Here is a 23940-nt window from a genome sequence, read left to right as displayed (position 1 = left end):
ATCAGAAAGGAGAATAAGCATGAAAGCAGGAGTTGTACACGCAAAAAATGATATTCGTTATGAAGAAATTGAAAAACCACAGCCAAAGAAAGGGCAGGTTTTAATTAAAGTAAAATATACAGGAATCTGTGGATCAGACGTACCACGAGTAAACGGAGATGCATGTCATTTCTTCCCTAATGTATTAGGACATGAATTTTCAGGTACGATTGAAGAAGTTGGAGAAGGAGTTACAACACTAAAAAAAGGTGATCGTGTTGCCGGGGTTCCATTGGTACCATGTATGGAATGTGAAGATTGTCAGAAAGGAAATTATTCTTTGTGTAAGCATTACAGCTTTATTGGATCTAGAGAATTTGGAAGTTTTGCGGAATATGTAACAGTTCCAGAAAAGAATGCAGTCAAATTCGAAGATGAAGTAAGCTTCGAACAAGGGGCATTCTTTGAACCAGCAACTGTCGCACTTCATGGATTAAACAGAGTGGATTATCATGCAGGAGAATGCGTTGCGATTCTTGGTGGGGGAACCATCGGATTATTCACAGCACAATGGGCAAAGATTTTTGGAGCAAAGAAAGTTGTTGTATTTGATATTAGTCCAGAAAGACTTGAATTAGCGAAAAAATTAGGGGTAGATGAAGGAATTAACACTTTAGACGAAGACTTTATGAATCAGGCAATGGCAGTAACAGATGGAAAAGGATTCGGGTATATTTATGAAACAGCTGGAATGACTACAACAATGAAATATGCATTCGAATTGGCTGCAAATAAAGCTAGTGTATGCTTTATCGGAACACCGACAAGAGAATTAAACTTTTCCGTAAAAGAATGGGAAAACATCAATCGAAAAGAATTTACATTAACAGGTTCATGGATGTCATATAGTGCTCCATTTCCAGGAAAAGAATGGATCTTAACAGCACATTATTTCAAGACAGGACAGTTAAAATTTGAAGATTCTTTAATCTTTAAGAAGATACCATTAAGCAGGATTGATGAAGCATTCGAAATGTACAAAACACCAGGAACTGTAAAAGGTAAGATTTTAATTGACAGTGAGGCATAATTATGATTACAACGGTAACATTAAATGTATCTGTAGATAAAGCATACTATATCAAAGGCATTGTTGTACCAGGAACGGTTGCACGTGTCCAGAAATGTGTCAATTCTGCAGGCGGAAAAGGATTAAATGTATCAAGAATCATAGATTTTTGTGGAGAAGAAGTGTTAGCAACAGGATTTGCCGGAGGATTTAACGGAGCTTATGTGGAAGACATGTTAAAGAAAGATGGAATCCCAAGCAGATTTACAAAAACACAGTCAGAGACAAGAAGCTGCATCAACATTTTGGCAGAAGATGAGTCGTCTACAGAATACTTAGAACCTGGAGCACCAGTCAGTGAAGAAGAAATACAGCAGTTTTTAGAAGATTTTGACCGAATTGTTGACGAAAGCGATATCATCACAATATCAGGAAGCATACCAGCCGGGGTTCAAAAAGACATCTATGCAACATTAGTTAAAATGATCAAAAACAAGGGAAAGAAAGTCATTTTAGATACGAGTGGAGATTACTTAAAAGAAGGAATCAAAGCAGGACCAACAATGGTTAAGCCAAATGACGAAGAACTAGAAGCTTTACTTGGTATCAAGATCGAAAATAGATATCAGACGATCGATGCAGCCAAAGAAATGCGTGAGAAATACGGAATCGAATATGTTGTTGTATCTTTAGGTGGAGATGGAGCTTTAGTCGTATGTGAAGAAGGAATCTTCCATGGTAAACCACCGAAATTAAAAGCAGTCAATACCGTAGGATGTGGAGATTCTATGGTGGGAGCATTTGCAGTCGCATTCAAACAAGGAAAAGGGATTCAGGATGCCCTGACCTATGCGATCGCCGTATCCGCAGCCAATGCAATCAATCCAGAAACAGGACATATCCGCAAGGAAGATGTAGAAAACATCCTTCCACAGGTAGAGATCAAGAAATTATAATTTACAGGGGAAGATCAATATGGAATATACATTAAAAAATAAAAAACTCACCGTGGTCTTCGAATCCAAGGGAGCAACACTTCATTCCATCAAAGACAATGATGGAGTGGAATACCTCTGGGAAGGAAATCCAGAGTACTGGTCCGGACAGGCACCAGTTCTATTTCCAATTTGTGGAAGCATCAGAGATGATAAAGCACAGATTGGAAATAGAAAACAGACAAACATGCCAAGACATGGTGTCGTAAGAAAAAAAGAATTCAAGTGTGTTGAGCAGACAGAAAACAGCATCTTATTCGAGATTGAAAGCAACGAAGAAATGCTTGCTCAGTATCCATATGAATTCAAACTGGGAATCAACTATATCCTGGAAGGTAAGAAGATCACAACCAGATATATTATTGAAAATAAAGACAAAGAAATCATGCCATTTCAGATCGGAGGACACCCAGGATTCCACTGCCCACTCTATAAAGAGGAAAGTTACGAAGACTACGAATTAGTTTTTGAGCAAAAAGAAACCTGCACCGTTCCAACTCCAGTCACAGAAACTGGACTGATCGACATGGAACACAGAAGCGAATTCTTAAAAGACACAGACACATTACCATTAAAACATGATTTGTTCTCCGTAGACGCAGTCATCTTAGACCAGCTGAAATCCAGAGCAGTCACATTAAAGAGTAAAAAACATAACAAAGGAATCCGCATAGACTTTAACCAGTTCCCATATCTGATCCTATGGTCAACAGCCAAAGAAGCAGATTTCGTAGCGCTGGAACCATGGATCGGACTCTCAACCTGCAGCGATGAAGGTGATAAATTCGAAGAAAAACGAAATATCCAGTATGCACAGGCAGGGGAAGTGAAAGAATACGAATTTCACATCAATATATTATAGAAAATAAAAAACAGCAATATCGCATAATCTTAGTAGAAAAACCTCATTAAATCCATATACAATAAATTCCAAGATTCTACATAGGTTGGTGATGTTGCTGCTTTTTTGCAATTATTAATCAACTACATTCAAATCAAAATCTCAATCACAAAACTCAAAGTTTCATGTTCTCCAGACTCCAAGAATCGCACCCCTCTTTTATGTTCAAACACATCATCCTCATCACTGCAGGTAGAAGTTCCACTCCAAGGTTCCAAAGCAACAAAAGGTCCATCATTTGCACTAGACCATACACCCAGATAATCAAAATCAGGGAAAGTAACTAAGATACCATGACCGCTTTCCTTATGTTTTAATGCAACCGTGCGTGATTTCAACTGATCAAAGATCAAAGCATCCTTGTAAAATAAAGAATGTTTTACAGGGATCACAGTTTCATGATCAAGAACAGGAATACGATCGTTGTTATTGATCAAACCATCATCTGTAAGCTGTGCACAGGCAGCAGTTTCCGGTTGTTCAAATTCCACGATATAATCTTCAAAATTCTCCCCTTCATACACTGGACAGTTAAATGCAGGATGACCGCCAATACAGTAAGGCATAACGATGTCCCCATGATTGATCACCTTATGACTGACTTTCACTCCATGATCCGTTAATTCATAGATCATCTGGAGTTCAAAATCATAAGGATACTGTTCTTTTGTAGAATCATCCGCTTTCAAAGAATAAACAGCACAAGTTTCAGAAGAAGAAACCAAAGTAAATTCTAATTTTCTTGCAAGACCATGACGGCCAAAAGAACAAGTCTTAGAATTACCGATGGTTGCAGTTCCATTTCTTAAACATCCAACGATCGGAAATAAGACAGGTGCCTGTCCGCTCCAGAAGTCAGGGTTTCCCTGCCAGAGATATTCCGTACCAGAAGCATCTTTGATAGAAGTCAGTTCCCCACCAAGAGATTTTAAAGTGACAGATACATTTTCATTGCGTAAGATTGTATTGCTCATGAGATATCCTCCTAGATTTAATATAGAATCATTATACCACGAATTAACATCGAAAAACACTTGTGTTTCTTGGGAAAAGCAATAGTTAAAAGCATATTTTTTATAAAGAATCAGTAGAAATTTAAGAAGTGGTGTGATAATATGACTAAGTATGCGTAGAAATGTAAAATAATAGATAAAAATAGAAAAGAGGAAAAAGATTATGGCAAACAGTATTGAGCAGGAGATCGGCCGCAGAAGAACCTTTGCGATCATTTCTCATCCGGATGCCGGTAAGACAACGTTGACTGAGAAGTTCCTTTTATATGGAGGAGCAATCAATACAGCGGGGTCTGTGAAAGGAAAGGCAAACTCCAAACATGCAGTATCTGACTGGATGGAGATTGAAAAAGAAAGAGGTATCTCTGTCACTTCTTCTGTATTACAGTTTGAATATGAAGGAAAATGTATCAATATCCTTGATACACCAGGACATGAGGATTTCTCAGAAGATACGTATCGTACACTGATGGCAGCGGATTGTGCCGTCATGGTGATCGATGCTTCCAAGGGTGTCGAACCACAGACGATCAAGTTATTTAAGGTCTGTGTTATGAGACATATCCCGATCTTTACATTTATCAATAAGATGGACCGTGAAGCTAAGGATACTTTCGATCTGTTAGACGATATCGAGAAAGTCTTAGGGATCGAGACATGTCCGATCAACTGGCCGATCGGATGTGGAAAAGAATTTAAGGGTGTATACGAGCGTGCATCAAGAAATATCTTACGATTCGAGGCAGTCTCCACAGGTGGTGCAAAAGAAGCAAAAGAAACGATCATTTCAGCAGATGATGATAATGCAGTAGATCTGATCGGAGAAGATTTCTATGAGAATCTGATGGAAGAAATTGAATTGTTAGATGGTGCGGCAGCAGATCTTGATATGGAGAAAGTACATCAGGGAAAACTATCTCCAGTATTCTTTGGATCAGCACTTACAAACTTTGGTGTAGAACCATTCTTAGAGCATTTCCTGAAGATGACAAACAGACCACTTGCAAGAACATCCAAGGGAGAAGAAGTAGATCCTGTGGAAAATGGTTTTTCAGCGTTTGTCTTTAAGATTCAGGCAAATATGAACAAAAACCACCGTGACAGAATTGCATTTATGAGAATCTGTTCCGGTAAATTCGAAGCGAACATGGAAGTAAAACATGTACAGAGTAAGAAAAAGATGAGGCTTTCCCAGCCACAGCAGATCATGGCACAGGAACGTAAGATCGTAGAAGAGGCGTATGCAGGAGATATCATCGGAGTATTTGACCCGGGAATCTTCTCTATCGGAGACACTGTCTGCCTTCCAAAAGATGACTTTGAATATGAAGGAATCCCAACGTTCGCACCAGAACATTTTGCAAGAGTCATCCAGTTAGATTCTATGAAGCGTAAGCAGTTTGTGAAAGGTGTAGAACAGATCGCACAGGAAGGTGCTATCCAGATCTTCCAGGAACATGAAGCAGGATTTGCAGAGATCATCGTCGGAGTTGTAGGAACACTTCAGTTTGATGTCTTAAAATACCGTCTGGAAAATGAATACAACTGCGAGATCCGTTTAGAACCATTGCCATATCAGGCAATCCGCTGGATCAAAGACCGCAACACGGATATGAACAAATTACGTGGTGTATCTGAAGTTAAGAAAGTCAAAGATATGCGAGGAAATCCACTGTTGTTATTTAAGAATGAATGGGGAATCCAGTTTGTACTTGATCGTAATGAGGGATTAGAGTTAGTTGAGTTCAGCAAAGAATAGTATAAATTGTATTGCTTTTTGGTAAGAAAAAGCATTGTAACTTGAGAATAAAGGTGATATATTATATTAGTATATTTCTTAAGTTATCAAAAATAATATAAATATCAGACTTAGAAAAGAGATTGTTATGGCGTTGATAGATATTCATACACATATATTATATGGAGTTGATGATGGAGCAAAGGACATCAATGATTCAATGGGACTGTTGGATGAAGAACGGGAACAAGGCGTGGATCAGGTAATACTGACTCCGCATTACGGTCCGAAGTTTGGATATCCGGATACAGAAGTATTGAGAGAGAAGTTTGAGGCGATCAGAGAGAAGGCATACAAGTATTATCCAGAGATTCAGCTATACCTTGGGAGCGAATTATATTATCAGCAAGGGACAGTTTCAGATCTGAAACAAGGGAAAGCATTGACGATGAATGGGACTCGTTATGTTTTAGTAGAGTTTGCAACATCAGATGCCTATTCGCATATATATCGTGCGGTTCAGGATTTTGTATATGCAGGATATATTCCGATCCTTGCGCATGTAGAGCGATACAAAGCAGTTTTCGGACATGTAGACAAGATTGTCGAACTGATCGAAACAGGTGCATATATTCAGATAAATGCGGAAAGTCTGATCGGAGGAATTTTTGATAAACGAGCATCTTTTTGTAAGAAACTTATGAAAGAAGGACTGGTTCATTTCCTTGGAACGGATTGTCACGATTTCCGGACAAGAAGACCAAATATGAAACCGGCAGCAGAAGTTGTACGGAAGAAGCATGCGGACCAGATTCTTTATGAGAATCCAAGGAGAATGCTTGAGGGGAAAAGTATTTAATTAAAGAAAGGATAAAAACATCTATGTACGAGTTAGAGAATGATGATGAGATCGAGATTGATTTAAGGGAAATGTTTTTGGCATTGAAGAAGAAGATCGTTTGGATTTTGTTGACAGCAATCGTCTTTGCAGGTGCATCAGGATTGATCACGAAGTTTGCGATGACACCGATCTATTCTTCTACAGCACAGCTTTATGTTGTTTCGAAGGGTGGATTTTCACAGCTTACAGATCTTACAATGGGTACTCAGTTAACACAGGATTATATGGTAATTGTTAAGACAAGACCAGTCCTTGAACAGGTGATTGCAGATCTGAAGCTTGATATGGATTATAAAGAATTAGAGAATAAGATCACGGTGGAGAATCCATCTGATACACGTATCATGCAGATTACGATAACAGATAAGGATGCAGCACTTGCACAGAGCATCACACAGGATCTTGCAGAAGTAACAGCGAAGACAGTTGCAGAGAAGATGGACGTGAAATCACCAACGATCATCGAAAAGGCATATAAGGCAGACAAACCAGACAGCCCAAGTCTTAAGAAGAATGTATTGATCGGAGCAGTTCTTGGATTTATATTGATGGCAGCAGCCATTGTGATTCAGTATCTGATGAACGATACGATTCTGAAAGAAGAAGATATTGAGAAATATCTTGGAATTAATACTTTAGCGCAATTACCTTTGGTAAAGGGAACTACAAAGCGAACAAAGAAAGTAAAGAGGGCGAGGGAATAAGATGAAGAAATTAGTAATGGATCTTCCAGAGATCAACGATTATCGTATGGTAGAAGGACTAAACCAGCTAAAGACGAACTTAGCCTTCTGCGGAAAAGATATTAAAGTGATCACAATGACAAGCAGTGTTCTGAACGAAGGAAAGAGTTCTGTTTCTCTGAGCCTTTCAAGAACACTTGCAGAAAGTGGAAAGAAGATACTGATGGTGGATGCTGACTTAAGAAAATCAGTAATGGTAGCCAGATATCATATACAGGGAATTGATAAAGGATTAAGCCATTATCTGACAGGACAGGCAGAAGTGGAAGATATCATCTATGAGACAGAAGTTGAGGGACTTTGTATTACAGTAGCTGGTCCGCTGTCACCAGATCCAACAAGCATTCTGGATTCTGAACAGTTTGAACAATTCATTGAGAAAGTTAGGGATATGTTTGATTATGTGATCATTGATACACCACCGCTAGGTATTGTCATTGATGCTGTGATCATCGGTAAATATACAGATGGAGCAGTCATCGTGATCGAGCAGGGAGTGATCAAACGTAAGATTGTTCAAGATGTCATCAAGCAGTTGAAGAGGGGCGAGGTTCGTATTTTTGGGGCTGTATTAAATAAAGTTGATGAGCGTATCGGTGCTTATGGTAATTATGAGTATAAATATTCATATTCATATTACGGTGAGTCAGATACGGAAAAAAATCACCAAAATACTTAATAAGGAGGAATGTAAGTATGAGTAACAAAATCATCAAGAAAGCAGCAGCTTGTGGATTATCCGCAGTTATGGCTTTCGGACTTGTCGCAGTAATAGAAGCACCAAAAACAGCTAATGTTAGTGCAGCAACAAAAAAGGTAAAGAAATTATCTTTTAAGAAGAAAGGGTATGTGATCAGTGCACCAGGACACTGGATGAATGCAAAGACACGCCTGAAATTCTCACCAAAAAGTGCTAAAACTTATAAGTTAAAGTACAAAACAAGCAACAAAAAGATTGCTACTATTTCTAAGAATGGTATCATCCGTGCAAAGAAAAAAGGTACAGTAACGATCACAGCAATTGCTAAAAACAACAAAAAAGCAAAGGCTACAACAAAGGTTACAGTTGGTAAAGTTGTTAAAACTTTAAAATTCAAAGAGGGGACAAAGAAAACAGTAACAGCTGGAAAGAAATTCACTCTTCACCCAACTTACTCACCAAAGAAAGCTTCTACAAAAGCTGTAACATTCAAATCTAGCAACAAGAAAGTAGCTACAGTAACTTCTAAAGGTAAAGTAACTGCAAAAAAAGCTGGTAAGGTAACAATTACAGCAACATGTAAAGATGCAAAAGGTAAGAAAGCTAAATTTACAGTAACAGTAAAAGCAGCTCCAACACCTGCAAAAGTTGTAACACCTGAAACTGTAAAACCAGTTGTAAAAGATAACACAGCTGAATATACAGGATTAGTTGCTAATGCTGAAAAATACGTTTTAACTCGTGGAAAACAGACAGTTGAGATCTCTGCAGCACAGGTTAAAGAAGCATTAGGATATATTGCTGATCCAGCAGCTGGATTCAAAGCATGGGAAAGCAAAGAAAACTTTACATTAGGTGTATTATCAGCTAATGGTAAAGGTGCTACAAAGACAGCTACGATCAAAGGTACATCTAACTATGATGGAACATACACAGCAACAGTTACAAAAGTATCTGATACAGAATACGCTGTTGCAGCAAAATCTGAAAAAGGTCAGAACCACAACATCAAAGTTACAGTAGCAAAAGACGGTACAGTAACAGCTACAAGTGCTAAATACGTTGTAACAAGCGACAAAAACGCTACAAACATCGTAGTAAAAGATGCAGCTGGAAAAGTTATTGCTTCTGCAACAGCAAAAGATGGTAAATACACAGTAAAATTACCAGCAGACAAAGCAAAAGATTTAACAATTACACAGTATGTAGCAAAATAATCAATTGCTGAGTGATAAAGGAATCTTGGAGGAGCTTTCCTCCAGGATTCTTTTTCTATAAAAGAATTTTCTATTTAAGAAGGATCAGGAACATGAAGAAAAAGATAATGACGATGCTGATGTTGCTTGCAGTTTCCTGCATGATCATGCCAACAAATGCGAAAGCTGCCAAAAAAGCATATATCAAAACATCAACAGGAAGCAAGGCAACGGTTTTTGTTGGAAAAACTTTAAAATTAAATGCAAAAACAGTTGGGAAAAAGAAAAAGATCACATATAAGACATCCAAAAAATCTGTAGCGACAGTAAATAAAAAGGGTGTGATCAAAGGAAAGAAATACGGAACTGCCAAGATCACAATGAAAGCTTCTGGAGTGAAAACAAAGAAGATCACTGTATATGTAAGAAAAGCAGCGACAGGGATCAAACTTTCATCTGCACAGACGATCAATTTCTACAAGACAGGAAACACTGACCAGATCAAAGCAACAGCTTTACCTGGAGGAAAACAGATGGCATCAAAAACTCTGACTTATAAGAGCAGTAATCCACAGGTAGCAGTGGTTAACAGCAAAGGAAAAGTGACAGCTAAAAAAGGCGGATACAGCAGAATTCAGATTTCTACCGCTGCAAGATCAGGAAAGATCTGCACAAAAGATGTTGATGTTTTTGTATATGATGGATTTGATGATGTATGCAGTGAAACATCTGGAAGCAAGACAACATTTACATTTAATCCAAACTGGGGATCCGTCACAATCTATTTTACAAGTCAAACAGGAAAACAATATTCTTATAAAGTGGATAGCATCAAAACAGAATTTAATATGCTGGCGAATGTCAAAGGATTTGCAGACGAACGTAATGGTGTAGCAGTGAGCAAAGACAGTGCGAGAAAGGCGAACATCATTAATTTCAAGATCATTGAAACTGGTGAAGATTATGATGTATTAGCGGATGCCCAGAGATATCAGCTGACATTTTATAAAGCGTTGAATAACAAAGTGACATTCAATGTAGAAAAATAAAAAGATAAGAAAAATACTTGACAATAAAAATGAAAGCATGATATAATGTCAAAAGTTGTGAAGAACAACAGAAACAACAAAGAAGAGTATCCACTCTCACCTTAGCACATATGATAGATTAGGAAGTGACTTGGGTTAATATTTAAGAATATGATATTTCGTGATCATGCTTGAATTTTATGTGGATAGTCTTATAACTATCCACTTTTTTAATTATCATGGAGGTGTAATTATTAGCGATTTAATGATTAACGGACAGATCAGAGATAAAGAAGTACGTCTGATCGCGAATGATGGCGAGCAGCTTGGAGTTATGTCCGCAAGGGAAGCACAGAAGTTAGCAGATGAAGCAGGATTAGATCTTGTCAAGATCTCACCAAAGGCAAAACCACCGGTTTGTAAGATTATCGATTACGGTAAGTACAAATACGAGCAGACAAGAAAAGAAAAGCTGGCAAAGAAGAAACAGAAAGTCATCGATGTGAAAGAAGTCCGCATGTCACCAAACATTGACACAAACGACTTAAACACAAAGATTAATCATGCAAAGAAATTCCTTGCAAAAGGTGCGAGAGTGAAAGTCACACTTCGATTCAGAGGAAGAGAACTTGCTCATGTGAATGCAAGCAAGTATATCCTAGATGATTTTGCGAAAGCATTAGAAGATGTAGCCACCATCGATAAGAAACCAAAGTTTGAAGGAAGAAGCATGACAATGTTTTTAGCTCCAAAGAACAACTAGGAGTTTAAGATATTCAAATATGAGTAGATACAAGCAGGATTAAGGAGGAAATAACCATGCCAAAAATGAAGACATGTAGAGCAGCTGCAAAAAGATTTAAAAAGACAGGAACAGGAAAATTAAAAAGAAATAAGGCATACAAAAGCCATATCTTAACAAAGAAATCTCCTAAGAGAAAGAGAAATTTAAGAAAAGCTGCAATGACAGATGCAACAAATGAAAAGAACATGAAGAAGATTTTACCATATCTGTAAGATGGATCGTTAAGGAGGAAATGTAAGCAATGGCAAGAATCAAAGGCGGAATGAACGCAAAGAAAAAACACAATAGAGTATTAAAACTGGCTAAAGGATATAGAGGAGCTAGATCTAAACAGTATAGAGTAGCAAAACAGTCTGTTATGAGAGCTTTAACAAGTTCTTACGCAGGAAGAAAACAGAGAAAACGTCAGTTCAGACAGTTATGGATCGCACGTATCAACGCTGCTACAAGAATGAACGGACTTTCTTACAGCAAATTCATGCACGGATTAAAATTAGCAGGTGTTGACATCAACAGAAAAATGTTATCTGAGATGGCGATCAGCGAACCAGAAGCATTCAAAGCTTTAGTTGACGTAGCAAAAGAAAAATTAGCTTAATCAATAGAATTAACATTGTAAAAACATCTTGACTTTAAAGCGGTGGTTATCAGTCTTAATAGACAGATGGCCATCGTATTTTTTACATATGGCAGTGACTGATTTAAGACCTGTACCGACGCAGTTTTTGCGGCGAGAGGATAAGAAGAAGCCACTGTCTGTTTTTTTGATCTCATGCTCATAAGGGCTCTCGATGAGCAGAACAAAAGCACCAGGAGAAGTCTGTCTGGCTTTGAGATGGATGAATTTCTCATACTTCTGTAATGTCTTACATTCAAGGTAAGCATTTTCTAAAAGATTTCCAAGAACAATACAAAAATCAACGGAAGAGATTGGAGAGAGCGTTGGAAAATCAACGGCAAATTTTGTTTTGATCTTATCTTGTTCACATAAAAGATCATAATGCGATAAAATGGCATTTACAGCGGGCTGACGGCAGTAGATCTTAGTCTGTAAAGAAATAGATGATTCATATTGGGACAGATACTCCTTTAATTCTTCATAATTTCCTTGATTTAACAATCCAGAGATAACAGTGATCTGATGACGAAAATCATGGCGGATTCCTCTTGTCTCTTGTACATGTTGGGAAAGCTGGGAGTATTCTTTTGCCTGAATCTCCAGAATCTTTTGTTCTTCCAATATGTACTGATTTTCTACATAACTGTGGATGATAGTATAAAATAAGACATATAAAAGAAATACAAAGACCAGTAAAGTGAGCATCATGGAAAAGTAAACATGTAGATCATGATAGGTATAAATATCATAATAATTGTGTGGAATATAAGTAAAAACGAGAAAAGTAAAACAGCATGGGAAAATACACGCAATCCGCCAGACAAAGGCATTGTGGAAATTCGTAACCATCCAGCCGAGATATTTTCTGGCAGGTTTATATAAGATGATATCGGCGAAAACCAGAAAGATCAGTTGTGCGATCATGGATTCTGGATAAAATTCTGTACTTTGTCCATGTGGATGAAAGATGACACCGAATGTATGATAGATAACATAAGAAAGAGAACCAAGACAACATGCAGTCAGCATAACACAAAGAGAGATGCAGGAAGCAGCAGGTTCGTTTCTTTTTGAAATAGATAAAAGAACACAGGCACAGCAAGGAATATAAGAATATTGCCCAGATCCTGTTGAAAGATCATATACGGAATGATCAACAGAACAAAATAGCATACAAAAACAAGGCTGATCTTGATCAGCAGATGGCGGATCGGAGTCTTTAGATGATTGATTACTGGAAACAGGCAAAAAACTGCCAGTGGAATGATGATTGTAAATGTAGATAAATATGTAAAAATATCATAAAAAGTCATAAAAGATCATGCCTCCTCAAGTTTCAAAAACTGGTATTTGATATATTGCTCTCGGATTTGCTTGCGTCCTTTCGTTTTAATCGGAAAACACTTTGAATCTGTCATTTCGAAGTAATCGGATTCCATCGTCTTAATATAGTCCATATTCAACATGATTCCACGATTGCACTGAAGAAATCTTGAATCATCCAGATGATCTGTGACAGAATAAAAAGGAAGCCGGAAAACATGTGTTCCATTCGTTGTATGAATGATCACCTCATGATTATTTGAGTAAATATATTGAATCTTTGATAATGGAAAATGAACATCAAAAGAACGATATTCAAAAGATAATTCAGCTTCCTGCTCAGGAAGAAGCGCTAAAGCATCATCAAGTACATGAAAGATCTGTGTGGATTCAAAAGGCTTTAAAATATAATCAAAAAAATGAAAAGAGGCAGCTTCAAAAATGTGTTCTTTACTTGTTGTTAAGAATACGATCATCACTTTGGAATCCATCTGACGGATCTTGCGTACAATATCGATCCCGTTCAGTTCATTTAGATAAATATCCATAAAGATCAGATCAAAATCTCCAGGGACATAGGTATTCAAAAAAGAATTACCATCACTATAAGAAGAAATATCAAGGGAGATGTTTCTTTCATGTTCATAAGTACGAAGAGTGTTGAAAATGAGCTCCTGTTCTAATTTATTATCATCAACGATTGCTAACTTCATATTAGTACTCCTTGTTGTAGGGAAATTGGGGTTCCTTTGAGTATAACTTGCAAATGAATGGAAAGCAAGAAATGGGAACTATAATTTTTGTAAACAATAGGATGTGTGTGGAATGCATTTCATTTTGTACAAAAATGTGTCATAATGTAAGAAAAAGAACTGGCAGGAAGGAGATCAATAATATGAATAAAATATATGATAAAGTAAAGAGATGTTATAAACAAGTAAATGAAATGACAGAGTTTAAACCACAGATCGCATTGGTCTTAGGTTCCGGTCTTGGAGATTATGCGGAGAAGATCAAGATTGAGACTGTGATCGATTACCATGAGATCAAAGGATTTCCAGTTTCTACAGTACAGGGACATAAAGGAAGATTTGTACTTGGTTACGTAGAAGATATTCCAGTAATGATCATGGAAGGACGAGTTCACTATTATGAAGGATATTCCATGAGTGATGTTGTACTGCCGATTCGACTGATGAAGATGATGGGAGCAGAGATCTTGTTTTTGACAAATGCCTCCGGTGGGATTCATCGTGGATTTGAAGCGGGTGACTTTATGATGATCACGGATCAGATTGCAAGTTTTGTACCATCTCCATTAATTGGGCCGAATATCGAAGAATATGGAGAAAGATTTCCGGATATGAGTCATATTTATGATGAAGAATTACAAGAAGTGATCAGAAAAAGTGCGGATCATCTGCAGATCGATCTTAAAGAAGGAACTTATATCCAGCTTCCAGGTCCTAATTTTGAATCTCCGGCAGAAATCAGGATGTGTAAAGCCATCGGTGCAGATGCGGTTGGAATGAGTACTGCCTGTGAGGCAATCGCGGCAAATCATATGGGAATGAAGATCTGTGGAATTTCGTGTATTGCGAATCCTGCTGCCGGAATCAGTAAGAAACCACTGACACACGAAGAAGTTCAGCAAAGTGCAGATCGTGCAGCTCCAAAATTCCAGAAACTAGTAACAGAATGCATCTGTAGAATGGGGAAGAGTCTGAAGAAATAAGAGGTGATCAAATGATAAGAATCTACCATGCAAGAATTTTAACCATGCAGGAAGATCAAGAGATCTTTGATGGAGAGATTTGGATCTCAGATCATAAAATACAGTATGTCGGACCGGAGAATAAAGAAGAAGCGGCAAAGATCGCATGGGAGAGACAGATTGATGCAAAAGGCAATCTGATCATGCCTGGATTTAAGAATGCCCATACACATTCCGCGATGACATTTTTAAGATCTCATGCAGATGATATGCCGCTGCTTTCCTGGTTAAATGATCAGGTGTTCCCATATGAAGCCAAGTTAACACCGGATGATATCTATCATTTATCCAAACTTGCCATCATGGAATATTTAACAAGCGGGATCACCGCCAATGCGGATATGTATCTGACACCAGATACGATGATCCAGGCATCTGAGGATTGTGGTTTTCGGACGACTGTTATTGGAGCAGTGAATGATTTTACCCAGTCTGTGAAAGAAGTAGAGAATTGGTATGAGAAGTACCATAAAGAAGATGGACTTACCAGTTATGAACTGGGGTTCCATGCAGAATATACAACCAAGAGAGAAATCTTAGAAGGCATCTCAGAGCTTTCTAAGAAGTACCATGCACCTATCTATACCCACAACTCAGAAAGTGCCTCAGAAGTGGCACAGTGCGTCGAGAGAACAGGTATGACACCAACGGTATATATGGAACAGCTAGGGCTGTTTGAATATGGAGGAGGGTTGTACCACTGTGTTCATATGAGCGAAGAAGATCTTGATGTCGTAAAGAGACATCAGATTTCTGTGATCACCAACCCAGCCTCGAATCTAAAATTAGCAAGCGGGATCGCTCCAATCGAGGAGATGTTAAAACGAAATATTGATCTGGCGATCGGAACGGATGGACCTGCAAGCAATAACTGTCTTGATATGTTTCGCGAGATGTTTCTTGTCACAGCACTTGCCAAATACCGGGAAAATGATGCGAGTGCAGTTGATGCAGCAGAGGTATTAAAGATGGCAACAACAGGCGGTGCAAAAGCAATGAATCTTTCAGGCTGTGATGTGTTAGTCAAAGGAAAGCAGGCAGATCTTATAATGATCGACCTGCATCAGCCAAATATGCAGCCAATCCACAATATCAGAAAGAATCTGGTATACAGTGGAAGTAAGCAGAATGTCAAGATGACAATGGTCGCAGGAAAGATTCTGTATGAAGATGGCGAATTCTTTATTGGAACAGATGCGGCTCACATTTATGAAAAAGCGAATGAGATTACGCAGAGGATCATGAGCGAGATCTGAATTTAATCAATACAATCTTCTGCATGCTTTAGTGCAGCAGCGATATTTGGACAGAAATGTTCTTTCCCAACAAGCTCGATAAATCCAGCTTTCTTCATAACCTTCATTGGTTGTTCATTGACATGAGAAAATACGATCGTAATTCCTTTTTTCTCACAAGTATCAACGAGATCTTTTAATGCATTTAATGCTGTGCTGTCAAGTGCAGGAACACTTCGCATACGCAGGATCAGACATTTAGTGAAATCCTTTACAACGATATGTTCGATTGCATCAGAAGCACCAAAGAATAAAGGTCCTGTGATCTCATAAACACGGATCGCTAAAGGAAGCCGTGCTAGATGATCATCAATTTCAGGTGTATCATCATCGACATAGACCCAGCTGTCAACACGGGTTTCCTCACTCATGCGTTTGATAAACAGCAGACATGCAATGACCATACCGATTTCGATTGCAACGACAAGATCAAAGACAACCGTTAAAATGAATGTGACGATCAACACGATGATATCGCTTTTTGGAGCCGTTTTTAACATATGTACAAAAGTTCTCCACTGACACATATTGTAAGCAACAACAAAAAGGATGGCCGTGATCGTAGGCATTGGGATCATACCAGCAAATGGCATTAAAACGACTAATACGATGACCAAAGTAATGGAATGGACCATACCAGCAACCGGAGTGCGGCCTCCATTTTTGATATTGGCAGCAGTTCTTGCGATCGCTCCAGTTGCAGGAATACCTCCAAATAGGGCAGAAGCGATATTTCCAAGCCCTTGTGCAACTAATTCTGTATCAGAACGATGTTTGCCGTTGATCATTCCATCAGCAACAACGCAGGATAACAGAGATTCAATGGCAGCAAGTACCGCAATGGTAAATGCATTTGGAATCGCTGATTTCACCATAGAAAATTTGACTGCAGGTATATGGAATGATGGCAGATCATTTGTGATCGTATAGAGGTTTCCAATCGTTGAAACATGGAGTGGCAGAAATTTTACCATAAGAATACCAATGACCACAGCGATCAATGATCCAGGAATTCTTTTAAAAATATATGGACTGATGATCAGGATGGCAAGACTGACTCCGCCAACGATCAGGGCATCAACATGGAAAGATGAAAATCCAAGGGCAAATGCATTTAGTTTTTCCATTGTTTCAATTGGTTTTAAACCATTTGGATAAGTAACACCAAAGAAATCTTTTAACTGTCCAATGACGATCGTAACAGCGATCCCGGAAGTGAATCCCGTGGTGATCGTATAAGGAATAAATTTGATCAGACTTCCAAAGTGGCAAAGTCCCATAAGGATCAAGAAGATACCAGCAAGGATCGTGGAGATCACAAGACCGTCAAGCCCGTCTTTTGCAACGATTCCGGCAACAATGGTTGCAAAAGCAGCGGTTGGTCCGGCAATTTGTACGCTGCTGCCACCGAAAGCAGAGATCACAAATCCAGCAACGATCGCAGTAAAGATACCTGCTTGTGGTCCAACACCAGAAGCAAGTGCTAAGGCAATGGATAATGGAAGAGCTATGATCGCAACGATGATCCCAGCGGTAACATCTTTGACAAATTGTGATCGGTCATAGGATTTCAGTGTGGTTAGTAACATAGGTTTGATTTGGTTCATGTAAAGTTTGTATCCTTTCTTTTCTAGTTTTTCAAGCTGTAGTGTATACAAGTATAGCATGCTAAGATAGTGTTAAGAAATAAAAAGATGAAATGTTTTCAAGAATATACAAACAAATCATCATATCAAAAAAAGGAAGCCTGAATCTCAGGCTTCCTTTTTCAATGGAAATGGGTGATATTTCTTTTCCCATTTTTTCAAAAGATGTTTGATCTTATATTTTCTATAAGTTTGTATGATCACAAAAACAGATAGAACAAAAAGAACAGGTGCTAAAATAAATTTCATGAATAGATGCATAAAAACCTCCTATTATAAATGATAACAATAAATTAGTTGGTTTTATCATAACAGAAATAAGGCTGGCGGTCCATTACAATAGAAACTATTGCCACAGGCGGTTATTTGAAAAAATGATTCATAATAAAATCAGAGTATATAAGGAGTGTGGAGAGCTATGAAGCCCATTAATTATAAAGCTCTGGGAGCAAAAATTAAAGAATATCGTAAAAAAGAAAATATAACACAGGAACAACTTGCCGAGATGGCAGATATTTCATTAAGTCATATGTCAAATGTGGAGACGGCTTCAGTAAGCGTTTCGCTGCCAGCACTTAAGCTGATCGCAGATGCACTAGGTGTTACCATAGATGAACTGTTGGTGGACAGTTACAGCAAGAAACAGAAAAAATATTTTTACAGCAAGAAGATGGATCTGATCATGGAACAATGTGAGACGGTAGAGCAGGAGATCATTGTGAATACTGTTTCAACCTTAGCAGATAATTTATTAAAGAGTCGAAAGAAAAAAGGAGTCTGAGGACTCCTTTTTGTAGTTATTGTATGAAATAAAAAAACCGAAGTCACAAACTTCGGTATGCCGATGGCGAGATTCGAACTCGCACGAACGTAAGCTCACTGCGACCTGAACACAGCGCGTCTGCCAATTCCGCCACATCGGCTTAAGTGCAGTTGAGGGGACTTGAACCCCTACCCAGTTAACCCGGACTAGATCCTTAGTCTAGCGCGTATGCCAATTCCGCCACAACTGCGCAACACCGTTATGATATCACTATATGGAACTTGTGTCAATAAAAAAACGAAAAAAAGTTCAAAAAAATTAAATTAAGTATCAAAATATGGATTTTACAGCATATTTTCGGTATAATCTGCAACAGAATGACACACAAAAAAGAAGAAAAATTTTTAATCGGAGGGAAAATTATGCTGATTGGTTCTCATGTAGGGATGAAAGGAAAGGACATGTTTCTAGGATCTGTCAAAGAAGCATTATCTTATGGAGCGAATACTTTTATGGTGTACACTGGTGCACCACAGAATACAAGAAGAAAAAAGATTGAGGAATTAAGAATTGAAGATGGAACGAAATTAATGAAAGAACATGGAATGGAAACGTTTGTTGTTCATGCACCATATATCATCAATCTTGCGAATACGACGAAACCTGAGACGTTTGAGTTAGCAGTGGAATTCTTAGAAGTTGAAGTAGAACGTACCAAAGCTATGGGAAGTCATACATTGGTCCTGCATCCAGGTTCTCATGTTGGAGCTGGTGTTGACAAAGGAATCGATCGTATCATCGAGGGATTAAATCAGGTCATGTATCAGGATATGCCGGTTCATATCGCACTGGAGACAATGGCAGGAAAAGGAAGCGAGATCGGGCGTGAGTTTGAAGAACTAAAAAGAATCTATGATGGTGTAAAATATCCAGAGAAATTAAGAGTCTGCTTCGATACTTGTCATGTGAGCGACAGCGGCTTAGATCTGTCTGGAGAAGGATTTGAAAATGTCATTGACCAGTTTGATAAGACGATCGGCAAAGACCAGATCGCAGTCTTTCATATCAATGACAGTAAGAATGTGATCGGTGCAGGAAAAGACCGTCATGAAAATCTTGGATTTGGAACGATCGGATTTGAGACGTTAAATCACATCGTACATCACAAAGACTTTGAACAGGTACCTAAGATTTTAGAAACACCATACATTAAAGCGGAAGACAGCAAGAAATCCTATCCGCCATACAAATATGAGATTGAGATGTTAAAACAGGAACAATTTGATCCGCAGATGAAGGAAAAGATTTTGGAGGATAACCAGAAATGAAAGTAACATTTATTGAACATAGTGGTTTTATGGTTGAGATGGAACAAAATGTTCTGCTGTTTGATTACTATCAGGGAGAAATCCCGTCATTTGACGGCAGTAAGACTCTCTATGTCTTTGCATCACACAGCCATGCCGATCATTATGATCCAGCAATCTGGAAACTAAAAGAACAGTATAAAGATATTCATTATATTCTTTCTGATGATATCAAAGATAACGAAGGTGCAGTCGTTATGAAAGCACATGAAAAAAAGGAAGTTGCCGGAATTGAAATAGAAACTTTAAGATCCAATGACATGGGAGTAGCATTTCTTGTAAAAGTGGAAGGAAAGACAATCTACCATGCAGGGGATCTTAACTGGTGGCATTGGAATGGAGAACCAGAGGAAGATAATGAATATTACAAGAAGACCTTCCAGGATGAGATGAAATATCTGGAAGGAAAGAAGATCGATCTTGCATTTATGCTCCTTGATCCAAGACAGGAAGATAAGTACTGCTGGGGAATGAATTATTTCTTAGAACATACGGACAGTAAAGTTGTATTCCCAATGCATTGCTTTGAGCATTACAAGATCAACCATCATTATTTAAACTGTGAAGATGGGCGCAGATGGAAGAATATCGTCAGAGATATTACAGGTGCAGGTCAGGTATTTGAAATCTGATTCCACTGACTGATCAGCCGTTCTAACGAATAAGAAGCATTCGCAGGGCTTGTGGAAGGCAGTTTCACAGCTTCAAATCCAGTCACTTTTTCACAATATTTATGATAAAGTTTATAAGCAGTCCTACCGTTGGTATAAATCTGGCGAATTGGGGCTGTTTTTAAAATGAATGAAAAATCATTTGGCACTGCATTTTTAATACTGCTGTCGCTGGAACCTTCAATATCGCAGGAAGCGATCACATCCCAGATGGCAATATTGTGTCTTAATAAAAACTCTTTTTTCTCCTCGATCGTTTCAGGCAGAGTATCCTCAAAGACTGCAGCAAGAACCTTCCAGAAACGGTTTTGCTTATGATGATAAAAAAACTGTCCCTCTCTGGACTTTACAGAAGGAAAAGAACCAAGGATCAGGATCTTTGATCGGTCATCATATACGGGAGGGATTTCATGAATCACATGAGTCATTTCAAAATTTCCTTTCTTATCGTATTTTTCTACAAATTTCAACTTCTATTTTATCAGATGATGCAGACAGAAGAAAGTTTTCGTCAGAAACTGTAAAAACTTGCAGGGCGTTACCGTCATGGTATGACAAAATATTTTTTAGAGATTTTCTATAATTGCATTATGTATTTCATCGAAATGTTTTTGGAACAATGGATCATGGTCGCGTTCCAGCTAAAATTACTGGAATGGATCATACATAAAAAGATGAAATTTTATAAAATATTTGCCGCATCCATCTTTGGAAGTTTTTCGGGATGTCTTATACTTCAGCTTTTTGACGAAGATCATGGACTGAAATTGGGATTGATGATCATTTCCATTGTTATGACGGTAAAGATATCTTGTGCATTTCCAATGAAAAAAGCATGGAAATACAGCGTGTATCTTCTGGTGTTGAGTTTATTTACTGGTGGAATCTTTACAATGATAAAAAGCCAGATCATTCTGCCGTGGCTGATCCTTGCGACAGCCAGCTGCATGCTTGTAAGGTATTTGTATGTATCAGCCGTAAAAGATATGAATCACGACAAAGAATCTTTTTATCAAGTGGAATTTACGATCCTGCATAAGAAATTAGAGGTTTGTGCATTCTTGGATACAGGAAATTTCTTATATGAACCAGTCAGTCAAATGCCAGTATGTATTCTAGAAGAAGAAACATTTTTGAAGTATTTTCATGAGCCGTTGTTCAAGATGATAGAAAAACAGGAAGCAGAGGGCATCCGCATGATCCCATATCAAAGTGTTGGAAGGGAACATGGGATGATGCCGGCAGTGATGGCAAATGATATGAAAATCACGAAAGAGGACCGGATAATAGAACACAAAAAGGCAGTGATCGCCATATCCAAAGTATCCCTTTCCAAATGGGGAGCTTACGAAATGTTACTACATCCGGATCTGATCAAAAATGGGAGGTAATGATTGTGTTAAAGTTGAGCTTGGTAAGTGGAAGAAGGACATTTTTTGGAAGAGGAAGTGAGATTCATTATATTGGGGGAACGGAGATACTTCCGGCACCGCTTGATACAGCGGAGGAGCAGAAAATGATCCATATGTTAGGAACTGTCAATGAAGAAACGGCAAGAAGCATGCTGATCGAGAGAAATCTACGATTGGTTGTATACATAGCAAAGAAATTTGACAACACGGGAATCGGTGTGGAAGATCTGATTTCGATTGGTACGATCGGTCTGATCAAAGCAATCAATACATTTAACCCAGCAAAGAAGATCAAACTTGCGACTTATGCATCCAGATGTATCGAAAATGAAATTTTGATGTATTTAAGAAGAAACAACAAGACAAAAATGGAAGTTTCCATCGATGAGCCATTAAATGTAGACTGGGATGGAAATGAATTATTATTATCCGATATCCTTGGAACCGATGAAGATATCATTTACAAGGACTTAGAACATGAAGTAGATAAGAAACTTCTGACAAGAGCCATGACGATCCTTACGGACCGCGAGAAAATGATCATTGAATTAAGGTTTGGGATCAATCAAAAAGAAGGAAAAGAAAAAACACAGAAAGAAGTCGCTGATATGCTTGGAATTTCACAATCTTACATATCAAGACTGGAGAAAAAGATCATCAAACGCCTGAAAAGAGAGATGATCAAGATGGGATGTGTATAAATTTACAGAAAAATTAAGAAAATGTTCACTTTCTGCTGAAAAAAATATGATATGATAAATGTGGAAGAAAAAAATAAGGAAACGATCATACTTAGGAGGCAGAAATGAAAATGAAGAGAAGTGAAAAACTAGGAATGCTTACCGGATTGGTTGTTGGGGTACTCTTATTGCTGATCAGCGTGTTTATGATATTTCAGACAACATGCAAAGTCTGGGGTGCAGAGAAACCAGCCAATGCAACACAGCAGGGAATTGATGTAAGTTCGCATCAAGGCAAGATCGATTGGGAACAGGTAAAGAACAGTGCTTTGGCAGATTATGCGATCATCCGATGTGGATATGGTGTAAATCAAACAGATAAAGATGATAAGTATTGGGACTACAATTCCAGTGAATGTGAGAGACTGGGGATCCCTTATGGAACTTACCTGTATTCTGGAGCTGATACAACAGCGAAAGCAAAAAGCGAAGCAGAACATGTCGTTAGACTTTTACAGGGAAAGAATTTAACATATCCGATTTATTATGATATGGAAGCTGATATGTTAAATCAGTTAAGCAGCACACAGATCGGAAATATTGCAAAAACATTTTTGAATACGATGGAATCTTATGGATATAAAAATGTCGCAGTTTACAGTAACAAATATTTATTTGAAACGAAACTGACAGCATCTGTATTTTCTGATTACCCAAAATGGATCGCACAACATAGTAACAAATGTACATATCGGGGAAGTTATCATATGTGGCAGTATTCAACACAAGGTGTGATTCCTGGAATTTCAGAAAAAGTTGATTTAAATTATAAGATCGGAAACTGGACTTATGCAGGATACAGTTCAGCAAAGAAAACAGTTGTTGTTAAACCCAAGGCGACAACGATCAAGAGCTTAAAGAAGAGTGGAAAGAAAGCGATCAAGATCACATATAAGAAGGTTTCAGGAGTCAGTGGATACCAGATCTATATGTCCACAAAGAAGAAATCAGGATATAAAAAGATCGCAACACTTTCCTCTAAGAAATCATCTTATACCAAAGGAAAACTAAAAAAAGGAAAGAAATATTATTTTAAGGTCCGCACAATGAAAAAAGTATCCGGCAAGTACAGATACAGCAGTTTTTCCAAAGTAAGATCGATCAAACGATAAAAAATATCAATGCGGCATCGAAAGCATGAGAATAAGCTTTCGGTGCCGTATTTTTATGCAAAAATCAAACCGACCCCCTTTTCAATCTGTTCCATTTGTAGTAGCATAAAGGATATCAATGAATAGAAAAAAGGAGATTTTGTTAAAGGT

Annotated in this window: 25 protein-coding genes and 2 tRNA genes; 20 read left to right on the top strand and 7 right to left on the bottom strand. The window is 38.0% G+C overall.

What is annotated here, in order from left to right; translation table 11 throughout:
• Nucleotides 1-19: 19 nt before the first annotated feature.
• Genes QUE18_RS10680 through QUE18_RS10670 form a run of 3 tightly spaced genes read left to right on the top strand, consistent with a single transcriptional unit; the run spans nt 20 to nt 2905 of the window.
• Nucleotides 20-1069: a galactitol-1-phosphate 5-dehydrogenase gene (locus QUE18_RS10680; protein ID WP_009203625.1), complete on the top strand. Its 1050-nt coding sequence runs from the start codon at nt 20-22 to the stop codon at nt 1067-1069.
• A 2-nt stretch (nt 1070-1071) separates the two neighbouring features.
• Nucleotides 1072-2004 carry a 1-phosphofructokinase gene (gene pfkB / locus QUE18_RS10675; RefSeq protein WP_009203626.1) on the top strand — a complete coding sequence of 311 codons (933 nt, stop codon included), beginning with the start codon at nt 1072-1074 and terminating at the stop codon, nt 2002-2004.
• 19 nt (nt 2005-2023) lie between these two features.
• On the top strand, nt 2024-2905 hold the full coding sequence (locus tag QUE18_RS10670) for an aldose 1-epimerase family protein (RefSeq protein WP_009203627.1): 882 nt from the start codon (nt 2024-2026) through the stop codon (nt 2903-2905).
• A gap of 128 nt (nt 2906-3033) precedes the next feature.
• On the opposite strand, the gene QUE18_RS10665 is transcribed toward QUE18_RS10670, so the two are convergent.
• Complete coding sequence (locus tag QUE18_RS10665) at nt 3034-3918, bottom strand: aldose 1-epimerase family protein (protein ID WP_040344274.1); 885 nt, start codon at nt 3916-3918, stop codon at nt 3034-3036.
• A 202-nt stretch (nt 3919-4120) separates the two neighbouring features.
• On the opposite strand from QUE18_RS10665, the gene QUE18_RS10660 reads away from it, so the two are divergent.
• From QUE18_RS10660 to rplT, 9 genes are all read left to right on the top strand, one after another.
• Nucleotides 4121-5716, top strand: coding sequence for a peptide chain release factor 3 (locus QUE18_RS10660; protein ID WP_009203629.1), 1596 nt, complete (start codon nt 4121-4123; stop codon nt 5714-5716).
• Between the two features lie 127 nt (nt 5717-5843).
• Nucleotides 5844-6554, top strand: coding sequence for a CpsB/CapC family capsule biosynthesis tyrosine phosphatase (locus tag QUE18_RS10655; protein ID WP_009203630.1), 711 nt, complete (start codon nt 5844-5846; stop codon nt 6552-6554).
• Between the two features lie 23 nt (nt 6555-6577).
• Nucleotides 6578-7300 (top strand): YveK family protein, encoded by a 723-nt coding sequence (locus QUE18_RS10650; RefSeq protein WP_009203631.1) that lies wholly within the window; start codon nt 6578-6580, stop codon nt 7298-7300.
• Between the two features lies 1 nt (nt 7301).
• Nucleotides 7302-8018, top strand: coding sequence for a polysaccharide biosynthesis tyrosine autokinase (locus tag QUE18_RS10645; RefSeq protein ID WP_009203632.1), 717 nt, complete (start codon nt 7302-7304; stop codon nt 8016-8018).
• A gap of 17 nt (nt 8019-8035) precedes the next feature.
• Nucleotides 8036-9256 (top strand): Ig-like domain-containing protein, encoded by a 1221-nt coding sequence (locus QUE18_RS10640; protein ID WP_009203633.1) that lies wholly within the window; start codon nt 8036-8038, stop codon nt 9254-9256.
• 92 nt (nt 9257-9348) lie between these two features.
• Nucleotides 9349-10284, top strand: coding sequence for an Ig-like domain-containing protein (locus QUE18_RS10635; protein ID WP_009203634.1), 936 nt, complete (start codon nt 9349-9351; stop codon nt 10282-10284).
• Between the two features lie 244 nt (nt 10285-10528).
• Complete coding sequence (infC, locus tag QUE18_RS10630) at nt 10529-11026, top strand: translation initiation factor IF-3 (RefSeq protein ID WP_009265545.1); 498 nt, start codon at nt 10529-10531, stop codon at nt 11024-11026.
• A 56-nt stretch (nt 11027-11082) separates the two neighbouring features.
• Nucleotides 11083-11280: a 50S ribosomal protein L35 gene (rpmI, locus tag QUE18_RS10625; protein ID WP_008393260.1), complete on the top strand. Its 198-nt coding sequence runs from the start codon at nt 11083-11085 to the stop codon at nt 11278-11280.
• Between the two features lie 29 nt (nt 11281-11309).
• On the top strand, nt 11310-11666 hold the full coding sequence (gene rplT / locus QUE18_RS10620) for a 50S ribosomal protein L20 (RefSeq protein ID WP_008393261.1): 357 nt from the start codon (nt 11310-11312) through the stop codon (nt 11664-11666).
• Nucleotides 11667-11675: 9 nt separating this feature from the next.
• Here rplT and QUE18_RS10615 read toward each other — a convergent pair whose 3' ends face one another.
• Nucleotides 11676-12860 carry a sensor histidine kinase gene (locus QUE18_RS10615; RefSeq protein ID WP_242852720.1) on the bottom strand — a complete coding sequence of 395 codons (1185 nt, stop codon included), beginning with the start codon at nt 12858-12860 and terminating at the stop codon, nt 11676-11678.
• A gap of 146 nt (nt 12861-13006) precedes the next feature.
• Nucleotides 13007-13723: a LytR/AlgR family response regulator transcription factor gene (locus tag QUE18_RS10610; protein ID WP_009203638.1), complete on the bottom strand. Its 717-nt coding sequence runs from the start codon at nt 13721-13723 to the stop codon at nt 13007-13009.
• Between the two features lie 182 nt (nt 13724-13905).
• On the opposite strand from QUE18_RS10610, the gene QUE18_RS10605 reads away from it, so the two are divergent.
• Entirely contained in the window at nt 13906-14745 is an 840-nt protein-coding gene (locus QUE18_RS10605) for a purine-nucleoside phosphorylase (protein WP_022092133.1), read from the top strand.
• 44 nt (nt 14746-14789) lie between these two features.
• Nucleotides 14790-16040 carry an amidohydrolase family protein gene (locus tag QUE18_RS10600; RefSeq protein WP_009203640.1) on the top strand — a complete coding sequence of 417 codons (1251 nt, stop codon included), beginning with the start codon at nt 14790-14792 and terminating at the stop codon, nt 16038-16040.
• A 2-nt stretch (nt 16041-16042) separates the two neighbouring features.
• Here the strand turns inward: QUE18_RS10600 and QUE18_RS10595 are convergent, their stop codons facing one another.
• The gene (locus tag QUE18_RS10595; RefSeq protein ID WP_040344278.1) at nt 16043-17686 is read right to left on the bottom strand and encodes a SulP family inorganic anion transporter; all 1644 of its coding nucleotides are present in this window, start codon (nt 17684-17686) and stop codon (nt 16043-16045) included.
• A 457-nt stretch (nt 17687-18143) separates the two neighbouring features.
• Between QUE18_RS10595 and QUE18_RS10590 the strand changes: the two genes are divergently transcribed.
• Nucleotides 18144-18506, top strand: coding sequence for a helix-turn-helix domain-containing protein (locus QUE18_RS10590; protein WP_008393268.1), 363 nt, complete (start codon nt 18144-18146; stop codon nt 18504-18506).
• A 58-nt stretch (nt 18507-18564) separates the two neighbouring features.
• Here QUE18_RS10590 and QUE18_RS10585 read toward each other — a convergent pair.
• Together QUE18_RS10585 and QUE18_RS10580 are read right to left on the bottom strand one after the other, a co-directional pair.
• Nucleotides 18565-18648: transfer RNA gene (locus tag QUE18_RS10585), tRNA-Leu, on the bottom strand.
• A 5-nt stretch (nt 18649-18653) separates the two neighbouring features.
• Nucleotides 18654-18738, bottom strand: a tRNA-Leu gene (locus tag QUE18_RS10580).
• A 172-nt stretch (nt 18739-18910) separates the two neighbouring features.
• On the opposite strand from QUE18_RS10580, the gene QUE18_RS10575 reads away from it, so the two are divergent.
• A complete protein-coding gene (locus QUE18_RS10575) occupies nt 18911-19816 on the top strand; it encodes a deoxyribonuclease IV (RefSeq protein WP_009265540.1) in 906 nt (301 codons plus the stop codon).
• Nucleotides 19813-20487, top strand: coding sequence for an MBL fold metallo-hydrolase (locus QUE18_RS10570; RefSeq protein ID WP_009203642.1), 675 nt, complete (start codon nt 19813-19815; stop codon nt 20485-20487). Before QUE18_RS10575 ends, QUE18_RS10570 begins: the two co-directional genes overlap by 4 nt.
• Here the strand turns inward: QUE18_RS10570 and QUE18_RS10565 are convergent.
• Complete coding sequence (locus QUE18_RS10565; protein ID WP_040344279.1) at nt 20469-20954, bottom strand: DNA-deoxyinosine glycosylase; 486 nt, start codon at nt 20952-20954, stop codon at nt 20469-20471. The genes QUE18_RS10570 and QUE18_RS10565 overlap by 19 nt on opposite strands.
• A 123-nt stretch (nt 20955-21077) precedes the next feature.
• Here QUE18_RS10565 and QUE18_RS10560 point away from each other — a divergent pair, with 123 nt between their 5' ends.
• The 3 genes from QUE18_RS10560 (at nt 21078) to QUE18_RS10550 (ending at nt 23790) form a co-directional block, all read left to right on the top strand.
• Entirely contained in the window at nt 21078-21917 is an 840-nt protein-coding gene (locus QUE18_RS10560; RefSeq protein ID WP_154663008.1) for a sigma-E processing peptidase SpoIIGA, read from the top strand.
• Complete coding sequence (gene sigE, locus QUE18_RS10555) at nt 21917-22639, top strand: RNA polymerase sporulation sigma factor SigE (RefSeq protein ID WP_009203645.1); 723 nt, start codon at nt 21917-21919, stop codon at nt 22637-22639. The genes QUE18_RS10560 and sigE overlap by 1 nt, the downstream gene beginning before the upstream one ends.
• Before the next feature lie 104 nt (nt 22640-22743).
• Nucleotides 22744-23790: a glycoside hydrolase family 25 protein gene (locus QUE18_RS10550; protein WP_009203646.1), complete on the top strand. Its 1047-nt coding sequence runs from the start codon at nt 22744-22746 to the stop codon at nt 23788-23790.
• Nucleotides 23791-23940: the final 150 nt, after the last annotated feature.

It is taken from the genome of Anaerostipes hadrus ATCC 29173 = JCM 17467 (genome assembly GCF_030296915.1).
Taxonomy (GTDB): domain Bacteria; phylum Bacillota; class Clostridia; order Lachnospirales; family Lachnospiraceae; genus Anaerostipes; species Anaerostipes hadrus.
The sequence above is the reverse complement of the archived record's forward strand: the minus strand, read 5'-3'. Positions and strand labels throughout refer to the sequence as shown.